Origin of the sequence: Lacrimispora indolis DSM 755 (assembly GCF_000526995.1) — a bacterium.
Classification (GTDB): Bacteria; Bacillota; Clostridia; order Lachnospirales; family Lachnospiraceae; genus Lacrimispora; species Lacrimispora indolis.
This window is the reverse complement of sequence record NZ_AZUI01000001.1, coordinates 2,131,705-2,149,436: the sequence shown is the minus strand read 5'-3', so window position 1 is coordinate 2,149,436 and position 17,732 is coordinate 2,131,705. Positions and strand designations below refer to the sequence as shown.

At 44.4% G+C, this 17,732-nt stretch carries 18 protein-coding genes; 1 reads left to right on the top strand and 17 read right to left on the bottom strand.

Going from position 1 to position 17,732, the window contains the following annotated elements; translation table 11 throughout:
• Nucleotides 1–49: 49 nt before the first annotated feature.
• From K401_RS33550 to K401_RS0110315, 7 genes are all read right to left on the bottom strand, one after another.
• Nucleotides 50–2,164, bottom strand: coding sequence for a flagellin N-terminal helical domain-containing protein (locus K401_RS33550; protein WP_024292877.1), 2,115 nt, complete (start codon nt 2,162–2,164; stop codon nt 50–52).
• A gap of 113 nt (nt 2,165–2,277) precedes the next feature.
• The gene (locus K401_RS0110340; protein ID WP_024292876.1) at nt 2,278–2,481 is read right to left on the bottom strand and encodes a carbon storage regulator; all 204 of its coding nucleotides are present in this window, start codon (nt 2,479–2,481) and stop codon (nt 2,278–2,280) included.
• A 378-nt stretch (nt 2,482–2,859) separates the two neighbouring features.
• Nucleotides 2,860–3,669: a tyrosine-type recombinase/integrase gene (locus K401_RS0110335; RefSeq protein WP_024292875.1), complete on the bottom strand. Its 810-nt coding sequence runs from the start codon at nt 3,667–3,669 to the stop codon at nt 2,860–2,862.
• Nucleotides 3,670–3,869: 200 nt separating this feature from the next.
• Nucleotides 3,870–4,082 carry a DUF378 domain-containing protein gene (locus K401_RS0110330; protein WP_024292874.1) on the bottom strand — a complete coding sequence of 71 codons (213 nt, stop codon included), beginning with the start codon at nt 4,080–4,082 and terminating at the stop codon, nt 3,870–3,872.
• Nucleotides 4,083–4,135: 53 nt separating this feature from the next.
• Nucleotides 4,136–5,650 (bottom strand): ATP-binding protein, encoded by a 1,515-nt coding sequence (locus tag K401_RS0110325; RefSeq protein ID WP_024292873.1) that lies wholly within the window; start codon nt 5,648–5,650, stop codon nt 4,136–4,138.
• Nucleotides 5,651–5,664: 14 nt separating this feature from the next.
• Nucleotides 5,665–6,984: a vWA domain-containing protein gene (locus K401_RS0110320; protein ID WP_024292872.1), complete on the bottom strand. Its 1,320-nt coding sequence runs from the start codon at nt 6,982–6,984 to the stop codon at nt 5,665–5,667.
• Nucleotides 6,985–7,302: 318 nt separating this feature from the next.
• Nucleotides 7,303–8,283 carry a leucine-rich repeat protein gene (locus K401_RS0110315; RefSeq protein WP_024292871.1) on the bottom strand — a complete coding sequence of 327 codons (981 nt, stop codon included), beginning with the start codon at nt 8,281–8,283 and terminating at the stop codon, nt 7,303–7,305.
• Nucleotides 8,284–8,689: 406 nt separating this feature from the next.
• On the opposite strand from K401_RS0110315, the gene K401_RS0110310 reads away from it, so the two are divergent.
• The gene (locus K401_RS0110310) at nt 8,690–9,979 is read left to right on the top strand and encodes a LysM peptidoglycan-binding domain-containing protein (protein WP_024292870.1); all 1,290 of its coding nucleotides are present in this window, start codon (nt 8,690–8,692) and stop codon (nt 9,977–9,979) included.
• 147 nt (nt 9,980–10,126) lie between these two features.
• On the opposite strand, the gene K401_RS0110305 is transcribed toward K401_RS0110310, so the two are convergent.
• The 10 genes from K401_RS0110305 to K401_RS0110255 form a co-directional block, all read right to left on the bottom strand.
• Nucleotides 10,127–10,492 (bottom strand): hypothetical protein, encoded by a 366-nt coding sequence (locus K401_RS0110305; protein WP_024292869.1) that lies wholly within the window; start codon nt 10,490–10,492, stop codon nt 10,127–10,129.
• 140 nt (nt 10,493–10,632) lie between these two features.
• The gene (locus K401_RS0110300; protein ID WP_024292868.1) at nt 10,633–11,412 is read right to left on the bottom strand and encodes a CHAP domain-containing protein; all 780 of its coding nucleotides are present in this window, start codon (nt 11,410–11,412) and stop codon (nt 10,633–10,635) included.
• Nucleotides 11,413–11,506: 94 nt separating this feature from the next.
• A complete protein-coding gene (locus K401_RS0110295; RefSeq protein WP_024292867.1) occupies nt 11,507–11,926 on the bottom strand; it encodes a phage holin family protein in 420 nt (139 codons plus the stop codon).
• Nucleotides 11,927–11,937: 11 nt separating this feature from the next.
• Entirely contained in the window at nt 11,938–12,078 is a 141-nt protein-coding gene (locus K401_RS0110290) for an XkdX family protein (protein ID WP_024292866.1), read from the bottom strand.
• Between the two features lies 1 nt (nt 12,079).
• Nucleotides 12,080–12,391 (bottom strand): hypothetical protein, encoded by a 312-nt coding sequence (locus K401_RS0110285; protein WP_024292865.1) that lies wholly within the window; start codon nt 12,389–12,391, stop codon nt 12,080–12,082.
• A gap of 15 nt (nt 12,392–12,406) precedes the next feature.
• Nucleotides 12,407–13,717 carry a glycine-rich domain-containing protein gene (locus K401_RS32845; RefSeq protein WP_024292864.1) on the bottom strand — a complete coding sequence of 437 codons (1,311 nt, stop codon included), beginning with the start codon at nt 13,715–13,717 and terminating at the stop codon, nt 12,407–12,409.
• A gap of 3 nt (nt 13,718–13,720) precedes the next feature.
• Complete coding sequence (locus tag K401_RS0110275) at nt 13,721–14,170, bottom strand: hypothetical protein (protein ID WP_024292863.1); 450 nt, start codon at nt 14,168–14,170, stop codon at nt 13,721–13,723.
• Complete coding sequence (locus K401_RS0110270) at nt 14,171–14,569, bottom strand: hypothetical protein (RefSeq protein WP_024292862.1); 399 nt, start codon at nt 14,567–14,569, stop codon at nt 14,171–14,173.
• A complete protein-coding gene (locus tag K401_RS33545) occupies nt 14,547–17,354 on the bottom strand; it encodes a hypothetical protein (RefSeq protein ID WP_024292861.1) in 2,808 nt (935 codons plus the stop codon). The genes K401_RS0110270 and K401_RS33545 overlap by 23 nt, the downstream gene beginning before the upstream one ends.
• Entirely contained in the window at nt 17,354–17,731 is a 378-nt protein-coding gene (locus K401_RS0110255; protein ID WP_024292860.1) for a hypothetical protein, read from the bottom strand. The genes K401_RS33545 and K401_RS0110255 overlap by 1 nt, the downstream gene beginning before the upstream one ends.
• Nucleotide 17,732: the final 1 nt, after the last annotated feature.

Below are 17,732 nucleotides of genomic sequence, written 5' to 3'. Positions count from 1 at the left end.
GTCATTTTGCAGCACCTGTTCTATATTGCCATTAAGAAATTATATCGGATTACCGTAATAACTGTAATACGCCCTGAGGAAGCTGGTTTGCCTGAGCAAGCATTGCCTGGGATGCCTGAACAAGAATGTTATTCTTTGTATAAGTCATCATCTCTTTTGCCATATCAACATCACGAATGCGGCTTTCTGCTGCTGTCATGTTCTCGCTGGTTACGCTTAAGTTATTAATGGTGTGCTCCAGGCGGTTCTGGATAGCACCGAGGTCACCGCGGGTTGAAGATACGGAGTTAATAGCCTTTTTAATTACTGCAACTGCTGAAGCTGCCCCTGACTGTGTTTCAATATCGATTGCATCAATTCCCAAGGCTTTTGCACTGGTAGAACCAATCTGTACAGAAAGCTTGTTGAACGAATCAGAGGTATCACCAATCTGAAGGGTAAGTCCTGCCCCCTGTGTCGTTGCATTGGCAAGTACATTGGTGGAACCTGTTACCTTAACAGAAATGCCATCTGCAGCAACCCCTGTTTTGCCATCTGCAGTCAGCTTATCTGCTAATAACTTTGCCAAATCCTCACTCTTATCTGTATCCTTATAAAGAATTTTTTCTGCGCCTTTTGCGACAGTATCGGAATCACTGGTTACAAATGTATAGGTCTTATCCCCAACGGTAACACTTGTTCCGTTTACCATCTTATTAGCATCAAAGGTTGCCAATGTACCGGCCCCTGTTGTTGTCCCTGCTGTTATTATAAGTCCCGGGTCAGAAGCAACTGCTGAAGCTTTTCCTGCTAAAGCAGGATCATTAGCAGTGAGCACCTCCTGGGCTTTATTGGTGGACTCGCTGATTGTAAGGACATTTGCAGCGGCAGAAGCCACATATTTGCCATTATCAGGTTCATCAGCACTGATTTTTGCTGCAAGCTTACTCGCTACATCATTAGCAGAATCTGTTGCGTCTACCTTTACAACTTCATAATCTGTTCCTTCTGTCTTTCCTTCCAAGCCCTTTAATGCTTCGGTACCATTTTGAATCACATACATCTTACTTCCAACAGTGATAGCACCGTTATGGAGAGATGATCCGGTAGATGTTGAATCAATTGTAAGCTTTTTGCTGGCTACCTGATAAGATGGATCTTTTGCTGCCACATAACTTGTTGCCTCACCTGCTGCCGTTCCATATCCAATGGGACTTTCAGTTGTTCCATCATACTTTTCTTTCATTTTATCTATGGAAGCGTTCCTGTCAGCAGCATCAAATGCTGTTGCATCAAAGCCTGCGGCTTCGATTCCCAGTTTGCTGCCATCAACATGTGAAGCTGCATCAAATGTTGTACCATGAGCCTTAGCAGTAATGGTTACAATATTACCATCAACAGTTACATCGTAGAGATCTTCAAACTTACCATTTGCATCAGTGCCTTGAGAGTCAACTCCACCTGCTAAAGCCGTTGCAATATCTGCTGTATTAAAATCTGCACCTGCAGCAACAGTCATTGTAACAGTCTGAGTGGCCCCTGTATTGTCTTTGTAGGAGAGAACAATATCTTTGCCGGCAGCGTTATTATTCGTGATATCTCCAACATAGAATTTAGCAGAATATTTTGTTTCATCCTCTGCCGGATTCAGCTTACCATCTACATTTGTAGTTGGGGCAAATGTTCCGATGGCTGGGGCCTTGGCTTCATTTACAGTAGTAGAAGTAATAGTACCAACCTCAATTGCTCCTTTTGATGCATTTATGCTGCCATCCAGCAGGTTAATTCCATTGAAGTTTGTGCTCTCAGAAATACGGTTGATCTCACTTCTTAAAGAGTTTACTTCTTTCTGTAGATTTTCGCGGTCAACTTCATTCTGATAAGTACCGTTCGCAGACTGATCAGCAAGTTCTACCATACGGTTTAGCATGGAATGAACCTCTGTCAAAGCGCCTTCTGCCGTTTGAACCAAAGAAATTCCATCATTGGCATTCTTCTGAGCGGTATCAAGACCAGTAATCTGTGCTCTCATCTTCTCAGAAATAGCAAGACCGGCTGCATCGTCGCCTGCGCGATTGATTCTAAAACCAGATGATAATTTCTCAAGGTTTTTGCTTACTGAGTTATTATTATTTCCCAATTGTCTGTGTGCGTTTAAAGCCGTAATATTGTGTTGAATTCTCATATGTATTACCTCCTTGAATTATGACGGGGACATCCTTTTCCCCCGTGTTTCTTTTTATCTATCCCAAACTCCCCATTCGGGCCCTGAATGAGAAGCTGAAACCAGTTTTCCTTTTACCATCTCATGCCCTTTTCTTTCAAGCGCTTTAAGCATTGAGGCATTGGATGGCGTTTTTCATAAATTTCACCTCTGACAATAGAAATGTCCTTTGGGGCGTCAATAGCAAGTCTTAAATCTCCGTCCACTGAAACCACCTGAATGACAATATCTCCATTGATGACAAGATACTCACCCGGATTCCTTCCTAACGATAACATTCGCATCACCTCCTTGTTATTCTGCGAATTACACTTTGTTAAAAAATTGACATATTTACAAATATTCCCAGAATGTGTATTACAACAAGTACCTTTTAAATATAAAAAAGTTGATTTAGACAGGAAATTAAAAAGATTTTTAAAAAATTCCTTATGAAACCATTTGGAATGACGATATATGAAATAGAACAGAAATTGCGTATTTATAGGGGAATAATAAAGCAAATCATCTTTCTTTCATGTTCCTATAATACACATTATCAGAACATACCTATCCTGCGATTCCTTCTATGAATCAAGTTCAGAAGAATCACAGGTTTTTTTATAAAAAAAAAGCGCAGCACCATGACCATATCCTGTCATGATGCTGCGCCTTATTTACCATGTAACGATCCTGTCAATGAGGCTTTGCTGCTCTGTAGCCGTCCTTCTCAAATAAATACGGGTGGTCTCAATGCTTTCATGCCCCATTAAATCCGCCAGCAATGAAATATCATTGCATTTATCCAGAAAATTTTTCGCATACCGGTGGCGAAAGGAATGGGGATAGACAAGCTTTGGATCAATCCCGTACTTTTCCGCATAACGTTTCAATTGCAGCCCGATCCCCCTGGTTGTAATCCGTTCCCCAAAGCGGTTTAAGAACAGATATCCGCAGGTGATATTTACTTCCTTCAGCCATTTCATACTCTCCTCCTTTAATTTTCCGGGAATATAGAGCCTCCGGAGTTTTCCTCCCTTTGAATAAAGATCCAGATACCCCATTTCCACATGCTCCACCTTGACCTGTATCAATTCGCTGACTCTGGCTCCTGTGGCAGCCAGGTACCATACAATAAAATACCACTGCATGTTTCCATCCTGCTTTAACCGTTTTTTTAAATATTTATAATCCGCATTGCTTATCACATTTTCCAGAAAATTTTTTTGCTGTATTCTGACATTTTTTAACTGCAGCGGTTCCTGCTTGATGTATAGCAGATATTTATTAATAGCCTGAACCCTTAAGTTTACCGTCTTCGGCTTATAATACTCCATTAAATATCCTTTATAAGCCAGAAGATTTTCTTTACTTATGTCATCGTAACGGGTAAAATAAACTTTTATCGCAGACATATAAGAAAATATGGTGCTGTCTGATAAATTTTCATTACGAAGATATGATTCAAACTGCATTTGTGTTTCCATCTGTAATCCTCCGTACACTAAAATTGGGCCCCCCATGATCCTTTATGTTGAGGATATTATAAAATTCAAGTCATATTTATCCTTATGTAAAAAAAGAAAACTCCCTGGTATGCCCAAGTAGTATCCCGTAAAATGAGTGGAGGCACCACAGCACAATAGGTTATCCCATCATGCTGCAATGCCCCTGTTTAAATCATCTGCTATCTTTCTGTGCCGGCTTCTGAACGTCCATAAAAGGTAAGCAGGTACAACCCGCAAATTCCTACCAGAGCATACACGATTCTTGTAATCCATGTCATGCTGCCGAAAATAAATGACACCAGGTTGAAATTGAAGAAACCTACCAGCCCCCAGTTTACCGCGCCAATAATGGCTATGGTCAGAGCTGTATAACTTAATGCTTTATTTCCCATGGCACTACCTCCTTTTCTTTCTTATTATGGAGTAGCTTTCTGGTTTTTATACATTATTTTCCCAAACTATCGATCCTGGCCCTTATGTCATTCTCCCGGTCTTTAAATAACAACCGCTCATTGTATTGATAATACCGTTCACAATCATACTCTTTTAAAAATTTGACGCTGTAATATCCGGTATTCAGCTCCGTCAGAAACACCACCATTTCCTGTCCGTCTCCAAAGGCTGCTTCCATGAAATCAAAGGCGTGCTCCAGGGACTTTCCTCCCTCTTCCAGAAGAGCCTCATACCTGGCATTTTCCCCCTCAAACATCTCCCGTATCCGGCCCCAGGCTGCCTCGTTCTCTTCGATCCCTTCTCTGCGAAGGGTTTCCTCATACTGAAGAAGAAGGGCTTCCACGTCCCGGCGCAAATAATCTTCTCTTCTGTTTAAAAGACCTGCGTTTCGTTTCCTATCCCAATCCCCGCTCCACTGATCCCGTAAAAGAGCCAGCCGGTCCGCCATGGAAGTCTCCGGACTGTCACCGCTCTCCGGACTAATTTTCTTCAACTCTTCCATTAAAAGGCCGGTTTTGTCTTCCTGCTGGGATAAGTCGCGGAAGCTTTGTCCCAGTCTGGACAATAAAAGGCCGATGACATTTAATTTCTCGTCAAATGGTGCCCGTTTTAACCTGTTGCACAGGCTTTCCCGGATGATGCCGGACAGAATTTCATCGATCTGGTAATCATCCCGGTACTTATAATATATCTCCAGATAATTTGTAAAGTCCTTGGCAATCTTAGGAAACTGGATATACTCTCCCACCACATCCCGGTCCGCCTTTTTTCCCAGGCGCTCATAAATCTCAATAAATTTCGATAAGTCTTCCCAGCCCCTGGGTGTAGCAAAAAATTTTCCATCCACAGTGGTTTCGATCCGGCAGAAGTTTTCCGTTCTGGCAGTCAGATAAGAAATGACCGCCGGATGAACAGCTTGTTCATAGGCATAGGCCTTCCACACCTCAAAATCCGGTTCCACATGAATGAGCTTGATTCGGTCCAGGGTCACCACATCAAAATCCCGTACCGACTTGTTATATTCCGGCGGGTTTCCGGCCGTAACAATGATCCAGCCATCAGGAATCCTGTGGTTGCCAAAGGTCTTATATTGGAGAAACTGGAGCATGGTGGGCGCTAGGGTTTCGGAAACACAGTTAATCTCATCGATAAAAAGGATTCCTTCCTTAAGGCCGGTAGTCTCGATCTTATTGTAAATGGTGGCCACGATCTCACTCATGGTGTATTCCGTCACGCGGTAAATATTTCCTCCAAATTCCTTTTCGTTTATAAAGGGAAGGCCAACCGCACTCTGGCGGGTATGGTGGGTAATTGTATAAGCCACCAGCCCGATCCCGCACTCTCTGGCAATCTGCTCCATGATCTGAGTCTTACCCACTCCCGGAGGTCCCATGAGGAACACCGGTCTTTGATGGACTGCCGGTATCTCATAGGCGCCGTATACATCCTTTAGCAGATAGGCTTCTATGGTATTCTTAATTTCTTCTTTTGCTCGTTTAATATTCATGTTAAAATCTCCTGTCATGTAACTTCCAGATCTTCTGATTTAAGGATCACCTTCATGGCCCAGCCCGGTACGGAAATATCCTCATACTGATCCTCCACAAAAACAAAGGCCGTATCATAGGGCGGCATCTTCACCGGATAGATCCCCTTACCGTCGGTAAAATACAAAAGACCCCTAAGCTTCCCAAAAGCGCCTTTGCTCAAAAGGCCGTTCACATATTCGAATGCAGGGCGGAAATCCGTCCCTCCAAACCCGGATAATGTGAAATGCTCCATATAGTCTTCCATTTCCTCTCTGCTTGTGATCGTCACATCAGAGCGGATTTCCTCGTCGCACTGGATGATATGGATATTGATCTTCCGGAAATAGCTTTCCGATTCCCCGAGAACACCATAGGTTTCCTGAAGGAAATTCCGTACCAGTTCCCCTGACACGGACATTGAGGTATCAATCACGATCACAAAATCCTCAATCCTATAAACCTCTTTTGTTTCCAGAGGTTCAATAAGAGGCACATTCCGGTAAAGAGAAAGGCCGTAAGTATAAAACACAGGATCAAAGGAGTCTGGGTCGATCTCAGTCTCTTCCCTTAATACTGCGAACTTCCTTAAAAACTGCTTGTAATCATATTTTTCCCGGTTTTCTATCCTTACCTGTTCCAGAAGATTTCTTGACGAATCCTCATTCTTTTCCCCAAAAGACTCCATTTCCGTCTGCATTTTTTCCCTGATATTCTGCCATTTGTTCTGGCGTTCCACTTGAAACCGGGGATTTTCTTCCGTTTCCCACCGGTCATGATTGTCCACATAAAATTCTGCTGCCATCCGTTCATACTGTTCCCTGGTCAGCTTCATATCCTGAAGGTCTTTGTAAATCCCCTCAGCAGTAAATACCTTTCGCTTTTCCGCCAGTCTCCCATACACCTCTCTGCGGTAAGGAGTCTGATGACGGTATACAGGTTTAACATAAAAACTGTCCAAAATGGATTCTATGGTGATGTCACATGCCAGATCCCAATATTCCTTTTCCCGTCCCCCTCTTCCGCCCAAATGGCAGAACAGGCAGTGGAAAAGCATATGAAGATAAGCCCTGTTCATCAGGATACGGCTTCTTTTGTATATGGAAAACAAATGCTCCGGCTGATAATAGATCACAAATCCGTCTGTCCCCACCCCCCGGCCCGTCCAGTCAGCTTCAAACCCAAGGCTGCTTAGGGCCACATCTAAGTACCGGAAGCTTAAATAAAGCTCATTGCGGGCATTGGAGAGGATCTCATGGCCCAGTTCCACCTCTGCCAGTTCATCAAGCTGCCTTTGTCTCACCGGATCGATCATGTTTCCACCCTCTTTCTGTTTTATCTGTGCAAGGAAATTCATTCGCTTTTGTCTCACAAAACAGCTGATTTAGTCAAGCGGATTTTCGCAATCCGCTTCGCCACTTGCTCACTGCGTCCCCGATAGTGCGGGGGAGGCCCTGCCCCGCTTCATCGGGCATAACCGAATAGCAGCTTTCGCTGCCTGTCAGGTGGAGCTTGTACTCCACCTGACACAGGCAAGTCCCCACCCACCACTTAATGCTTTTCGCATTTGAAGTGGGGGACTTACTTGATTCGGTTAAATTCAAACCCTATGAATTTACTTTCATTCAGTTACTTATGTCAGGGAAAACCTCCTCTTCCCAGCTGTAAAACGCTGGCGGCGGAGCTTCATAAGAACGCTTAATACCTCAGGCCTGTCCCCGTTTCCCGCCATATCCACCATTCCGTCAAAATCCTCCTGATTGTGACCGTACTCTAAGGCAAGCCAAAGGAAAAGGGCCGGGTCCTTTTCCTCAAGCGCCAGCCTTGCCGCCCCCTTAAAATGCTTCGTTAAGTAGGCCTCGTACACCTCCTTGTCTTTTTCAAGAAGATTCACAGGAGTATAAAGCCTTCCAAGAACCAGAGCAGCTGTCACCCGCTCCGGCTCCTGCACCAGGATATGAGGAAACAGGGCATCGTATTTATGGAACTGAAACTCTGTCCGGTCAAAACAGTAACGGTACATATGGCCGCAGCCATGCATTTCCCGGAGAATGATCCTTGCTGGTGTATGTTCCACAGACTCCTCATACATTTCAGGAAAAACCAGCCTTGCCTCCCCTTTGATGCTGAAATAGTTTACATAAAGTTCCTGCCGCAATTCCGCCAGCAGCTCCTTCATACAGGAGCGCTCTCCATCAATGATATGAATATCCAAAAAACGAACTCCAGAGCAGCCGGTAAACAATCCGGAGCCCACATCAAAAATGGAACTGAAGCACTCCACATGGCCTAACTCATAACAATTATAGAATGCATAGTTTCCTATTTTTCTAATCGTATGCGGCAGATATATATCCTTAAGTCCCTCGCAGCTTATTTCCGGCGGAATATCCTTTTCTTCTATTTCAATTGGATTGCCCTCTTCATCACACAGGCATATCTCTTTTCCCGCCGATGCAAGCACCTCTCTCTTCCCCCAGCCATCGGAAAATGCATAGGCAGCCAGCTCTGTCACCGGCAGACCCCTTATTTTCTCCGGAATCCGTATGGAACCGTCATACCCCCTGCAGCCCAGGATCTGTACATGATCATCCGTAATCTGATATAAAAACATCCTGAAATCCTCTCCACTAACCGTTTAACAAATCAATATAACAGAAAAATGGGAGAAATGCAACGGGTTTTATTTTTAAATATTTATAAGTCCCGTAAATCTGTACTTTTCCGCTTATTTTCGAGATTCTTGTAACTTTTAACCTCACCAACAACGACCATTTGATAACAGTCAAAATCAGGGGTCATGCAGTCAAAATGCAGTCAGAAAATGATATAATTCTACCATGCAAAAAGGCGGGTCCAGAATGTACCGGATACCCGCCTATTTCATTGGCTAACTATCCCAACCTCCCAAACCAGTATATTGCATAAGATTATTGTAATACATTATTATCTACACTACGATGTTATGAACATGTAAGATTAGCATATAATAGTATCAATAAGATCATTTGAGGGAATCCATGATCATACACGTTGTCCAACCCGGTGAAACCATAAATTCAATATCAGATTATTACAAGATCCCTGTTGACAGATTAATATTGGAAAACGGAATTATAAACCCTGGCAATTTAGCAACTGGCCAAACTATTGTGATTGTTCAGCCGGAAACACTCTATACTGTCCAGGCTGGTGACACTTTGGAAAGTATTGCAGAGCAGCATGGTACTACGCCAATGGAATTATTGAGAAATAACCCCTATCTTTCCGATAGAGAACTTATGTACGCCGGTGAAACCATTGTTATTAATTATCAAACGAATAAATCAGGAACAATTACCACTAGTGGTTATACTTTTTCATATATAGATAAATCTATTTTAATAAAAACGCTTCCCTTTTTAACATATCTGACGATATTCAATTATAGGGCCACAAGTGAGGGAGAAGTTATCTCTATTGCTGACGACTCTGATGTAATTCAGTTGGCTAAAACCTATGGTGTTGTGCCCATGATGTTTGTTTCTACAATTACGGAAGAAGGAACAATTATTCGTGAAGTAACTCAGAATATTTTAAATAACCCCTCTGTGCAAGATCGCCTCATTGACAATATTCTTCAAATAATAAAAACAAAGGGTTATCACGGAGTAAATATGTATATCGAAGATATCACACCGGATAACATAAATAGTATTGTGGAATATGTAAAAAAGGCTTCAGCCATATTTCATTCAGAAGGTTATAGAGTTATAGTCACCACAACGCCAATTATAAACATTCAGGGTCCCATTGTCATCTTTGAAAAGTTGGATTATTCACAATTGTCTGGATATGTAGATGGAATTCTATTTGCATCATATGATTGGGCCAGATTTTATAGTTATCCAAGCTCAATTTTCCCAGTTAATGTTTTAAGAGAACTAATAGACTACGTAACCAGTATTATTCCATCCGAATTATTATTCTTAGGTATCACCACACTCGGCTATGATTGGACGCTACCCTATGTTCCGGGCGCAACAGAAGCAACTGCTATAGAAAACAATAATGCAATACAGATTGCAGCAGATAGTGGCATACCAATACAATTTAACGAAGCAGCACAGTCACCTTTTTTCTATTATATGGATAGTGACGGGATTCTTCACTTAGTGTGGTTTAATGATGCGAGAAGTTTTGAGGCAAGAGTCGGGCTGGTAGCAGAATATGATCTTCGAGGTTTATCTCTCTGGACTATTATGAGATTTGATACCCAAATGTGGTTTATTATTAATACGCAATATTACATTCAGAAGTTTCCCTTTTAATGCTAGAAGGGCTAAAACATCTATGTTATTGGCAGATTGTCAAAGTATCTTTATAGGCGGGCCCGGAATACCGGATACCCGCCCTTCATAACGTTTTTATTAAGTTCTTCTTTACAATACTTAAAGACTTTACTGCATCGCGTAACCTTACGAAATGCATCTAATACTTTGAATATCAGAAAAGCTGATTTCGTCTTCCTTCCAGCCAAAAACTAAATCCCAAACTTGGCCAGTAACAGATTTATCAGTACTGCTCCTAGGAATCATCCAAAAGCCACCTCCACTATTTAGCCGAATGAAAACCATGTTATTCATGCAATCTTCAACAACTCCAGCGATCGTGTTTACGGATGCGGGAAAAGGATTTGAGAGCTCAATTTCTTCTGATTCTGGACTTGTAGGGTTGGTCCCCATATCTTGATCTGCCCCAGAACTTTCCTGTTGCACCCAATATTTTTTTTGATTCCCTCTTCTACTTCGATCTATATTAATATCATCATAACCGTATTGCATATTATTAATTCCTTGATAATTCTTATTATACTTATATGCTTTGATAGATTGGACAAATACCTGTCTATTAGAAAAATTTAATCCCCGGCCTTACACCAGTCCCTGCCACCGTAATGCCCACTCTGATTGGATCACCGGCTTTAAAATTTTCCTGGCCCCTGCACACCATCCCGATCTGATACATACAGCGCACATTCCAACGGGTGTCCGGCTCTTGGCTCAAAATAGAAATCTTGGCAATCAATCACCTGCCAATCGGTGACCGCGTACCCGTCCGGGTTGAAATAATACTTATGGCCATTGATGATCTGCCAGCAGGATTTATAATAGGTAGTCTTCGAGTCAGCATACCACCAGCCATTCTTGTCGTGATTCCAGCCCATTGTATATTCCGGTTGCTCTACCAGGGACCAGTCAGGGCGTCCGTATCCGTCAATTCTGCTATTGGTAAGAGCATATTCCTTCTGGCAGACTGCCCCGCCATTGGCAATTACTTCCGATCCGCTGCTGGTGTTTCCTTCAATAGTATAGACCTTTGAGCTCGTTACTTTATAGACTATTCCAGTGTGGTAGATCCTGGTATCGTTCCGGAAGAATATCTGATCACCAGGGAGTGGATCTGATTTATAATATCGTCCTTTATTTTTATAATACTGCGCGCTGGTGGGAGTGTAAGCACTGAATCCACCACACAGCAGCTGCTTAGCTGGTCCATCCCCAAATCCCTGGACGAAACACCAATCTACGAACATATCACACCATGGTTGCGCCTGAAGGGAGGGATATAGATCACGGGCATACTTGGTATAATTATTATCCCCGGCATTGCCAGTCTTGCTGTCAAGCTGACTATTCGACTTTTTTTCAAGATATCCAACCTCTGCTTGTGCCGTTTGAAGTAGATTCTCAACTGCGCTCATAAAAATCACCTTATCCTTTCAATAGAAAAAGGCCCAGGATTACCCGAGCCCGAAAAGTTGTGATGTTACAACTTCGTTGCGATATCGCAACAGATTATTCAGTAACCTCTGATTTCTTTTTCAATACGTCAATGGCTTTCACAAGAATGGCAGGAAGCGGCAAGCCCATAAGCCCGGCGTTCTCCACGATAGATATAAGCTCATTTGCCATGAATCCAATAATCACCGCGTCCCTTATGTATGTGGTTCCAATCGCCAGATCCAGCCGGTGAGCGACCAAAACAAACAGAAGCGTCATGCACTTGCGGCATAGCCCTTTAAAGCCGGCTTTTGATTCCAGGGCTCCGGTTTCTGTTTTGGTGCTCCTTTTAAACACTCCGGCCACGGCCAGTCCAGAAAGAAAATCAATGACCATAAAAAGGACCAGGGTACCGATCCCGGTATCCCAGCCCCCAAATAATGATACTATAAAGCTTCCCACAGCTCCTGCGGCTGTACATAAAATATTTTTCATTCTCATTTTCCTCACTCTTTCTTATATTCTTCCCCTGTGATCTCCTGGTATTCCTCCACTGTAATCCAGCGGCCTACAGCATTCCACACCATTCCCTCTGTCCACAGATCTGCATCATAAAAACCCTTTACTTTTTCAAAATTCTTACTCATATTAGACTCCTTCCATATCAATATCGGACATCATGGACAGATACGCTACCTGAGCATTCAGAGCCTGTACCTCCTGTTCCGCTGTAATAACGGGCTTCACCTCTGTTTCATTCCCATCATTGCCTACATGATAAAAGGCCCCATCATGGTACTTATCACCTATTCCGCAGGGATATTGCAGGCAGTCAATCGCGAATGCATTATTTCCATAAGATGCTCTCGCCAGCCAATTGGCCATTTCATAATTATCGCATACGATAACATTTTTTATTTCTCCTTCGCATATCTGTGCGAATACTTGATGTGCAACCATATATTATTCCTCCTTCTAATATCCCCATCTTACAATGCATATTCCTGATCCACCGGCTTTTCCTGCATTACTGGCATCCGTACCGTGTTGAGCGCCACCACCGCCACCACCACCTGTGTTTGCAGTTCCAGCTACAGCCCAACCATCATATACATCTCCTCCAGCACCTCCACCACCGGAACCGCCAGATCCGTTAGTTACATAAGCGCCACCGCCTCCGCCCCCCGCATAAAGAGTGTTAGATGATTCACCAAAAGCTCTCGTAGTGGTTCCTTGTCCTGCGCCACCACCGCCTTCAGATCCTCCAGAGCCATTGCCGCCGTTAGAACCACCATTACCCCCCCAATCATATCCAGCAGCACCACCACCGGAACCACCATTCCCTCCCCAATAAAGGGAACCGCCCTTACCACCTTCAGCGGCTGCCACGGAACCAAAAGATGTAGTACCTCCATCTACTGCCGGACTTCCACCTGCACCAATAGTCACTGCAAAGGATTGACCCGGAGTTACTGCATATTTAAGTACAGTTTTTGTGTATCCACCACCACCGCCGCCGCCAGGAGCACTACCAACACCTGATTTTCCACCGCCACCACCACCAACTACAAATATATCAATAGACCTCACACCAGTTGGAACAGTAAATGTCCCAGATGATGTAAACGTTTGTTGTCCTCTTGATGTAGTAGCGGCAACTGCATTTAGTGTATTTCCCCACATATCTGCAGGGGATCCGGACGCATAAGCTGTAGCGCTAAAATAATAAGTAGTTCCCATTGATGGCATGGTAACAAGGGCTTGTGACCAACCACCGGGTGTTGTGTTATTTCCAGCCCCTGTATAAATTCTAGTTCCTCCAGTTCCTGGGTATCCATTAGTAGAGTAGTTAATAAATACCCCGCTAAAAGGTTTTCCGGTAGCCGCATACGGGTTTTGCCATTGTAATAAAATTTGCGTTGTACTGTATGCGGCAGCACTAAAAGACAGTATACTGTTTACTGAGAGAGTCCCAGTAATCTTATTTCCATTTACATAAGCAGTATATCCGTTTAAAAGCCGCGGTGCTGTTGCCGTTGCGCTGGTCTGGCTCGCAAGGCTGTTTGCGGCCACCGTTCCGGAACCATTGTGGTAGCCTGCAGGAATCGTATAGCTTGCACCTGCGTTAAGAGCCTGACTGACTGCTCCCCTGTTTGGCATGGTTCCCGTTAATGGTTCCCCGTCCTTATCCACTATAACCTTTCCAGCCAGCACATCACCGGCCCCGGCGGTTATTACATCCAGATCAGCCCCGCCACCGCCTCCCGGCATCCATATCTTTCCCATGCTTTACACTCCCTTCAAGCCGATTTTAATATCCGTAACCGGCTTTTTATAAACTTTAAACGTGGCCGTTCCATTTCCCAGGGAAGCTGTCCCGCTTGTCACAATACCAAATGCCTTGCTATACACCTTCTGGACGGCCTCTGTAGCTCCATCTGCCAGAGCACTCACAACCATAGCCTCTATGTCTGCCGTGGCCCCTGAGACCGTTACAGTCTGCGTATAAGGAGCTGCACTCCCGGTCCAGCCTGCCACGGTCAAGGTGACCTCTGTTACGTGATCAAGACGGTTGATGGCTTTATTCGTAGTGTTAATGTCATTTGCCCCGAACTTATCCCCTTGCTGAGTATAGGCAGTTGCATCAGGCAGGCTGTAGGTCCCGTCTTCGTTTGGAATCAGGCGGTAACGGCGCTGGCCGTCATACATGGCGTCCTTATAATCTGTCTTTAATCCCATCTAAAAAGCACCTCCATTCAATGTGATTTCTAATGTTTTCCGGCCATTTATTCTACTTTGGACATTACTGTAGATCAGCCGGCAGGCCTCCTCGATCCGATTCAGTTCTTTCCAGTCAATGAAAGGCTGGTTATCATAAAAGGTCTGGCGGCTTCCCACCGGGAAAGGGAAAGTCCCGGAACAGATGTGGTCCACGTTGGACTCAAACCGGTTGATTTCATCCGCATGGAAGCCGTAATCCTGATAGGTCTTATCTGATCCCATTTCCTCAAACGTAAAATCCGGCCAGAGGATAAGTGCCTGTGACCGGATCTCATTTAAGTTTCCCTTTATACGGTTGTAATCTTCTATATTAAAGTAATCAGTTTCTTTCCAGTTAGTTTTTGGTTGCTGCCACATGACTCATATCCCTCCTTGCCTTGATTGTCCCTGACAGAGCTCCATTAAATTTCAAAGTATGCTCATATACCCGGAGGAGCAGATCCGGAACGTATTTGTTCTCCATGAACGTAATATCATTTGCATCGATCCGGGGCTCTCCACGGTACTGCAAATCATACTCCCGGTCCGCTTTCATGTAATCACCGATCCAGTTGGACAGATCTACCGCATGGATCAGATCGGATACCAGGGGATTCTCCCAGGTCTCCAGGCTCCCCGTTGGGTTAAGCTGCCGGCTTACTTTAGTCTGGCTCGTAAGATATTCACGGCCTGATATAGAAACTTCAACGGCCCCGGTACCCCCTGTGATCTCCACAGTAGCAAAGTAGTTACTGCTCTCCACTATGGCGGCCACCTGCCCTTCCTGTGGCTCTGTCAAAGCACAGGATAAATCATAGACAGGATTGTTAAAATAAAAGGTATACCGGTTATCCGCAGCCGTGACGGTAATTGTTTCCTTTGCCAGCTCCTTCACCTCGTTTGACTGCTTGTAAAGCGTTCGGATTACCTGCAACTCTCTCACTTTTGCCAGCTGTGTCCCCTTTGGGGTCTTGGTCAGCTCATGGCCATACTCAAAAACATAATCGGTGCTGTCGCCAAAGGTGATATTATTTAGGACTACCCGATTATTCGGATGCCCCTTTGTAAACTCCAGAACCAGCTTGTCAAACTCCTCAAATTCATGGCTGATGACCGTTGTTGCGGTCAGGCCGGTTACTATGTAATCCTCCACCAGCTCACCGTCCCGGAAGGCATGGAAGATCATCTCAGCGGGATTATTGTTCCCAAACTCCAACGTCAGGCCAAAGCATTTGAAAGAAGCTTCCAGGGTAATTTCCACCGTTGGATTGACTGAAAAGAACCCATCACTACCTGCCACTTCTTCTGAGGTATATCCGGTATTTAAGTATGACGGGTTCACATACTCCCCTATCGGTATCCACTCATAATTACTTGGATCAGCAAGCCAGTCTGAGGGGGAAAGCTTATATTCTGAGCCGGGTACATCACTTAAAATGGCTGATATAGGAGTGACTGTTGTCGTTGGTAAAATATAGTCCGCCCTAAAATCCAATCGATTAAAAAGCAAAAGTTGTTCAGAAGTCCATTGTGCGCCCCAGGTATTCTCGACCGTTTTAGATGAAATAGAAGCCCAAGGACTAAAAGTTGAAAAGTCATTGGCACATTGTACGCGTATTCTGGAATTTGATGGATTTTCTTCGGTAATGGCGATTGAATATTTAACATTAAAATAATACAATCGATCTGCAATTATATTGGTTTTATTTACCAACCATCTTGTGGCCCCTTGATTATTGACGTTTTGTCCCATAAATGGCGCGAAAGCTGGATTTGTGGTTTTGCTCAATAAATTCTCATGCTCCCATATCTCCCTCGGCATATACCCGACACCCACATACTGGCTATTCGCTTGCCTTTCCTCGGTCATGTTGAAGCAATCTGGATTAGGAGAATAACGGAGAGTTTGTTTCTTTGGCAGAAAATACTGAGTAGGCTTTACATCCGTATAATCCTGGGGCGCCAGAGCATAGGCCTTCTTAGCAGTGTTATCCAGGACTGCCCCTGCGCTGCTAAAATAGGTCTCGTTATCAGATCCGGCCACCATATCCGGGATAAAGCTGGACTTTAAAAAGATAATCCCTTCCCGGTCCTGGTAGAGGATACACCTCCCGGCATTGGCAATCAGCTGCAGAGCCTCCTTGTGAGAAATAACCGGTACAGGGTTATTTACTCGCACAGACTTTAAATAAGGATCGATCCAGTAGGTCCGATAGTCCACTCCAGCATCAGAAAACACATCAACTGCCAGATCGTACAGGCTGATCCCTTCTGGCCGGTACAGGCCCTTATAATAGGTTCCGTCCATGCCGTCAAACCGGTCCGTTGCTGAAAATTCCATCTGCTCATCATCGGCGGACCATTCCTTTAACTGAACGGTTGCACCAGGAAGCCATTCCACGGATCCGTCATCAAGTTCCTGGCCGTATAAAACGGTAATGCCCTGACCGATCTCCAGAAAGTTTACGGAGCTTTCCGCATTCTCAATGTCAAAGGTCCGGTCCTTGTTATTTACTGTCAGGTTAAAATCAATGGTCGGCAGCTCCTCCATGATCGGGCTGATGTGTTCTTTCTTCGTGGCAGAGAGGATCTTTCTGTTATCAAAGTAAATGCCGATCCCCATTGTGATCTTGTGGATCCGGAACCGGCTTTGACCGTTTACCATGGTCGAAGGGGTGAAGCGCAGGAACGTGGCGCCGTTAAATATCTCTTCCGTGACAAAGTGGCCACCAGTGTTCCCGGTGATCTCCACCATGTTGTTATCTGATTCGATAGTGAAGTCCACCGGGTAGGCCTTGCCAAATTCAATAGTAAGGCCCTTAATATCGTATTCAATTGGAAACCGTATCTCTATGGGGCCAAGAAGCTCCTCTGACACAATTCCTTGATTCAGGACTACATCTGCCCTTCCCCTGGGAAGGAAATACATACTGCCGTCCACCGCTGTGTAGTCCTGGTCACAAGTGGCATAAAGCTCCTGGACCTCATAATTGTCCAAGGGCATTTTAAAGCTGCTGTAATACGTATAATTTTCTTTGTCCGGAATGTAGGCGCTGGCCTGGGCTTCCTGGTTTATCAGGCCTATGGTGACACGGATATATGAAAACGGATTCTTATACTCCCTCCTCATCAAATCTTTATATTTCTGACTAGCTGGCTGCACTATTCAATCACCCCACAGTCAATTATATTTACCTTACAGTCCATGTACCTTGTTGGAAGTCCATCTGCATCAAATTCTATGGGGGTTGCGGTACGGTTCCCCGGGTACATGCGGATTGTCATCATGCGGTTATGTACCATATCTGGGAGCCTTGCCGTCACCACAAATTTATCAAACTCCTGCAGCATGGCCGCCCAAGTGGCAGCGTCTAAAAATTTCCATTGCAGGTTCTCAAATTTGTATTGATCTCTTCCTACTCTCTGGCCTATAAATTCCCCCAGGGCATTTTTCCCTTCACTTACATTCGTTGCCACCACCAGATTCCCTCCAATGTCGGGAGACGGAAACTCCCGGCCATTGATCGTTATTACTGCCACA

Excerpts from the sequence above, each read along its gene's own strand:
- K401_RS0110315 (WP_024292871.1), bottom strand. The coding sequence starts at position 8,283 with ATGTTTTTATATCAGATTACGGATGATCATGTACAGATCCTGGGCTGC.
- K401_RS0110275 (WP_024292863.1), bottom strand. The coding sequence starts at position 14,170 with ATGGGATTAAAGACAGATTATAAGGACGCCATGTATGACGGCCAGCGC.
- K401_RS0110290 (WP_024292866.1), bottom strand. The coding sequence starts at position 12,078 with ATGAGTAAGAATTTTGAAAAAGTAAAGGGTTTTTATGATGCAGATCTG.
- K401_RS0110330 (WP_024292874.1), bottom strand. The coding sequence starts at position 4,082 with ATGGGAAATAAAGCATTAAGTTATACAGCTCTGACCATAGCCATTATT.
- K401_RS0110270 (WP_024292862.1), bottom strand. The coding sequence starts at position 14,569 with ATGTGGCAGCAACCAAAAACTAACTGGAAAGAAACTGATTACTTTAAT.
- K401_RS0110295 (WP_024292867.1), bottom strand. The coding sequence starts at position 11,926 with ATGAAAAATATTTTATGTACAGCCGCAGGAGCTGTGGGAAGCTTTATA.
- K401_RS0110335 (WP_024292875.1), bottom strand. The coding sequence starts at position 3,669 with ATGGAAACACAAATGCAGTTTGAATCATATCTTCGTAATGAAAATTTA.
- K401_RS32845 (WP_024292864.1), bottom strand. The coding sequence starts at position 13,717 with ATGGGAAAGATATGGATGCCGGGAGGCGGTGGCGGGGCTGATCTGGAT.
- K401_RS0110300 (WP_024292868.1), bottom strand. The coding sequence starts at position 11,412 with ATGAGCGCAGTTGAGAATCTACTTCAAACGGCACAAGCAGAGGTTGGA.
- K401_RS0110340 (WP_024292876.1), bottom strand. The coding sequence starts at position 2,481 with ATGTTATCGTTAGGAAGGAATCCGGGTGAGTATCTTGTCATCAATGGA.
- K401_RS0110325 (WP_024292873.1), bottom strand. The coding sequence starts at position 5,650 with ATGAATATTAAACGAGCAAAAGAAGAAATTAAGAATACCATAGAAGCC.
- K401_RS0110320 (WP_024292872.1), bottom strand. The coding sequence starts at position 6,984 with ATGATCGATCCGGTGAGACAAAGGCAGCTTGATGAACTGGCAGAGGTG.
- K401_RS0110285 (WP_024292865.1), bottom strand. The coding sequence starts at position 12,391 with ATGGTTGCACATCAAGTATTCGCACAGATATGCGAAGGAGAAATAAAA.
- K401_RS0110305 (WP_024292869.1), bottom strand. The coding sequence starts at position 10,492 with ATGCAATACGGTTATGATGATATTAATATAGATCGAAGTAGAAGAGGG.
- K401_RS33550 (WP_024292877.1), bottom strand. The coding sequence starts at position 2,164 with ATGAGAATTCAACACAATATTACGGCTTTAAACGCACACAGACAATTG.
- K401_RS0110310 (WP_024292870.1), top strand. The coding sequence starts at position 8,690 with ATGATCATACACGTTGTCCAACCCGGTGAAACCATAAATTCAATATCA.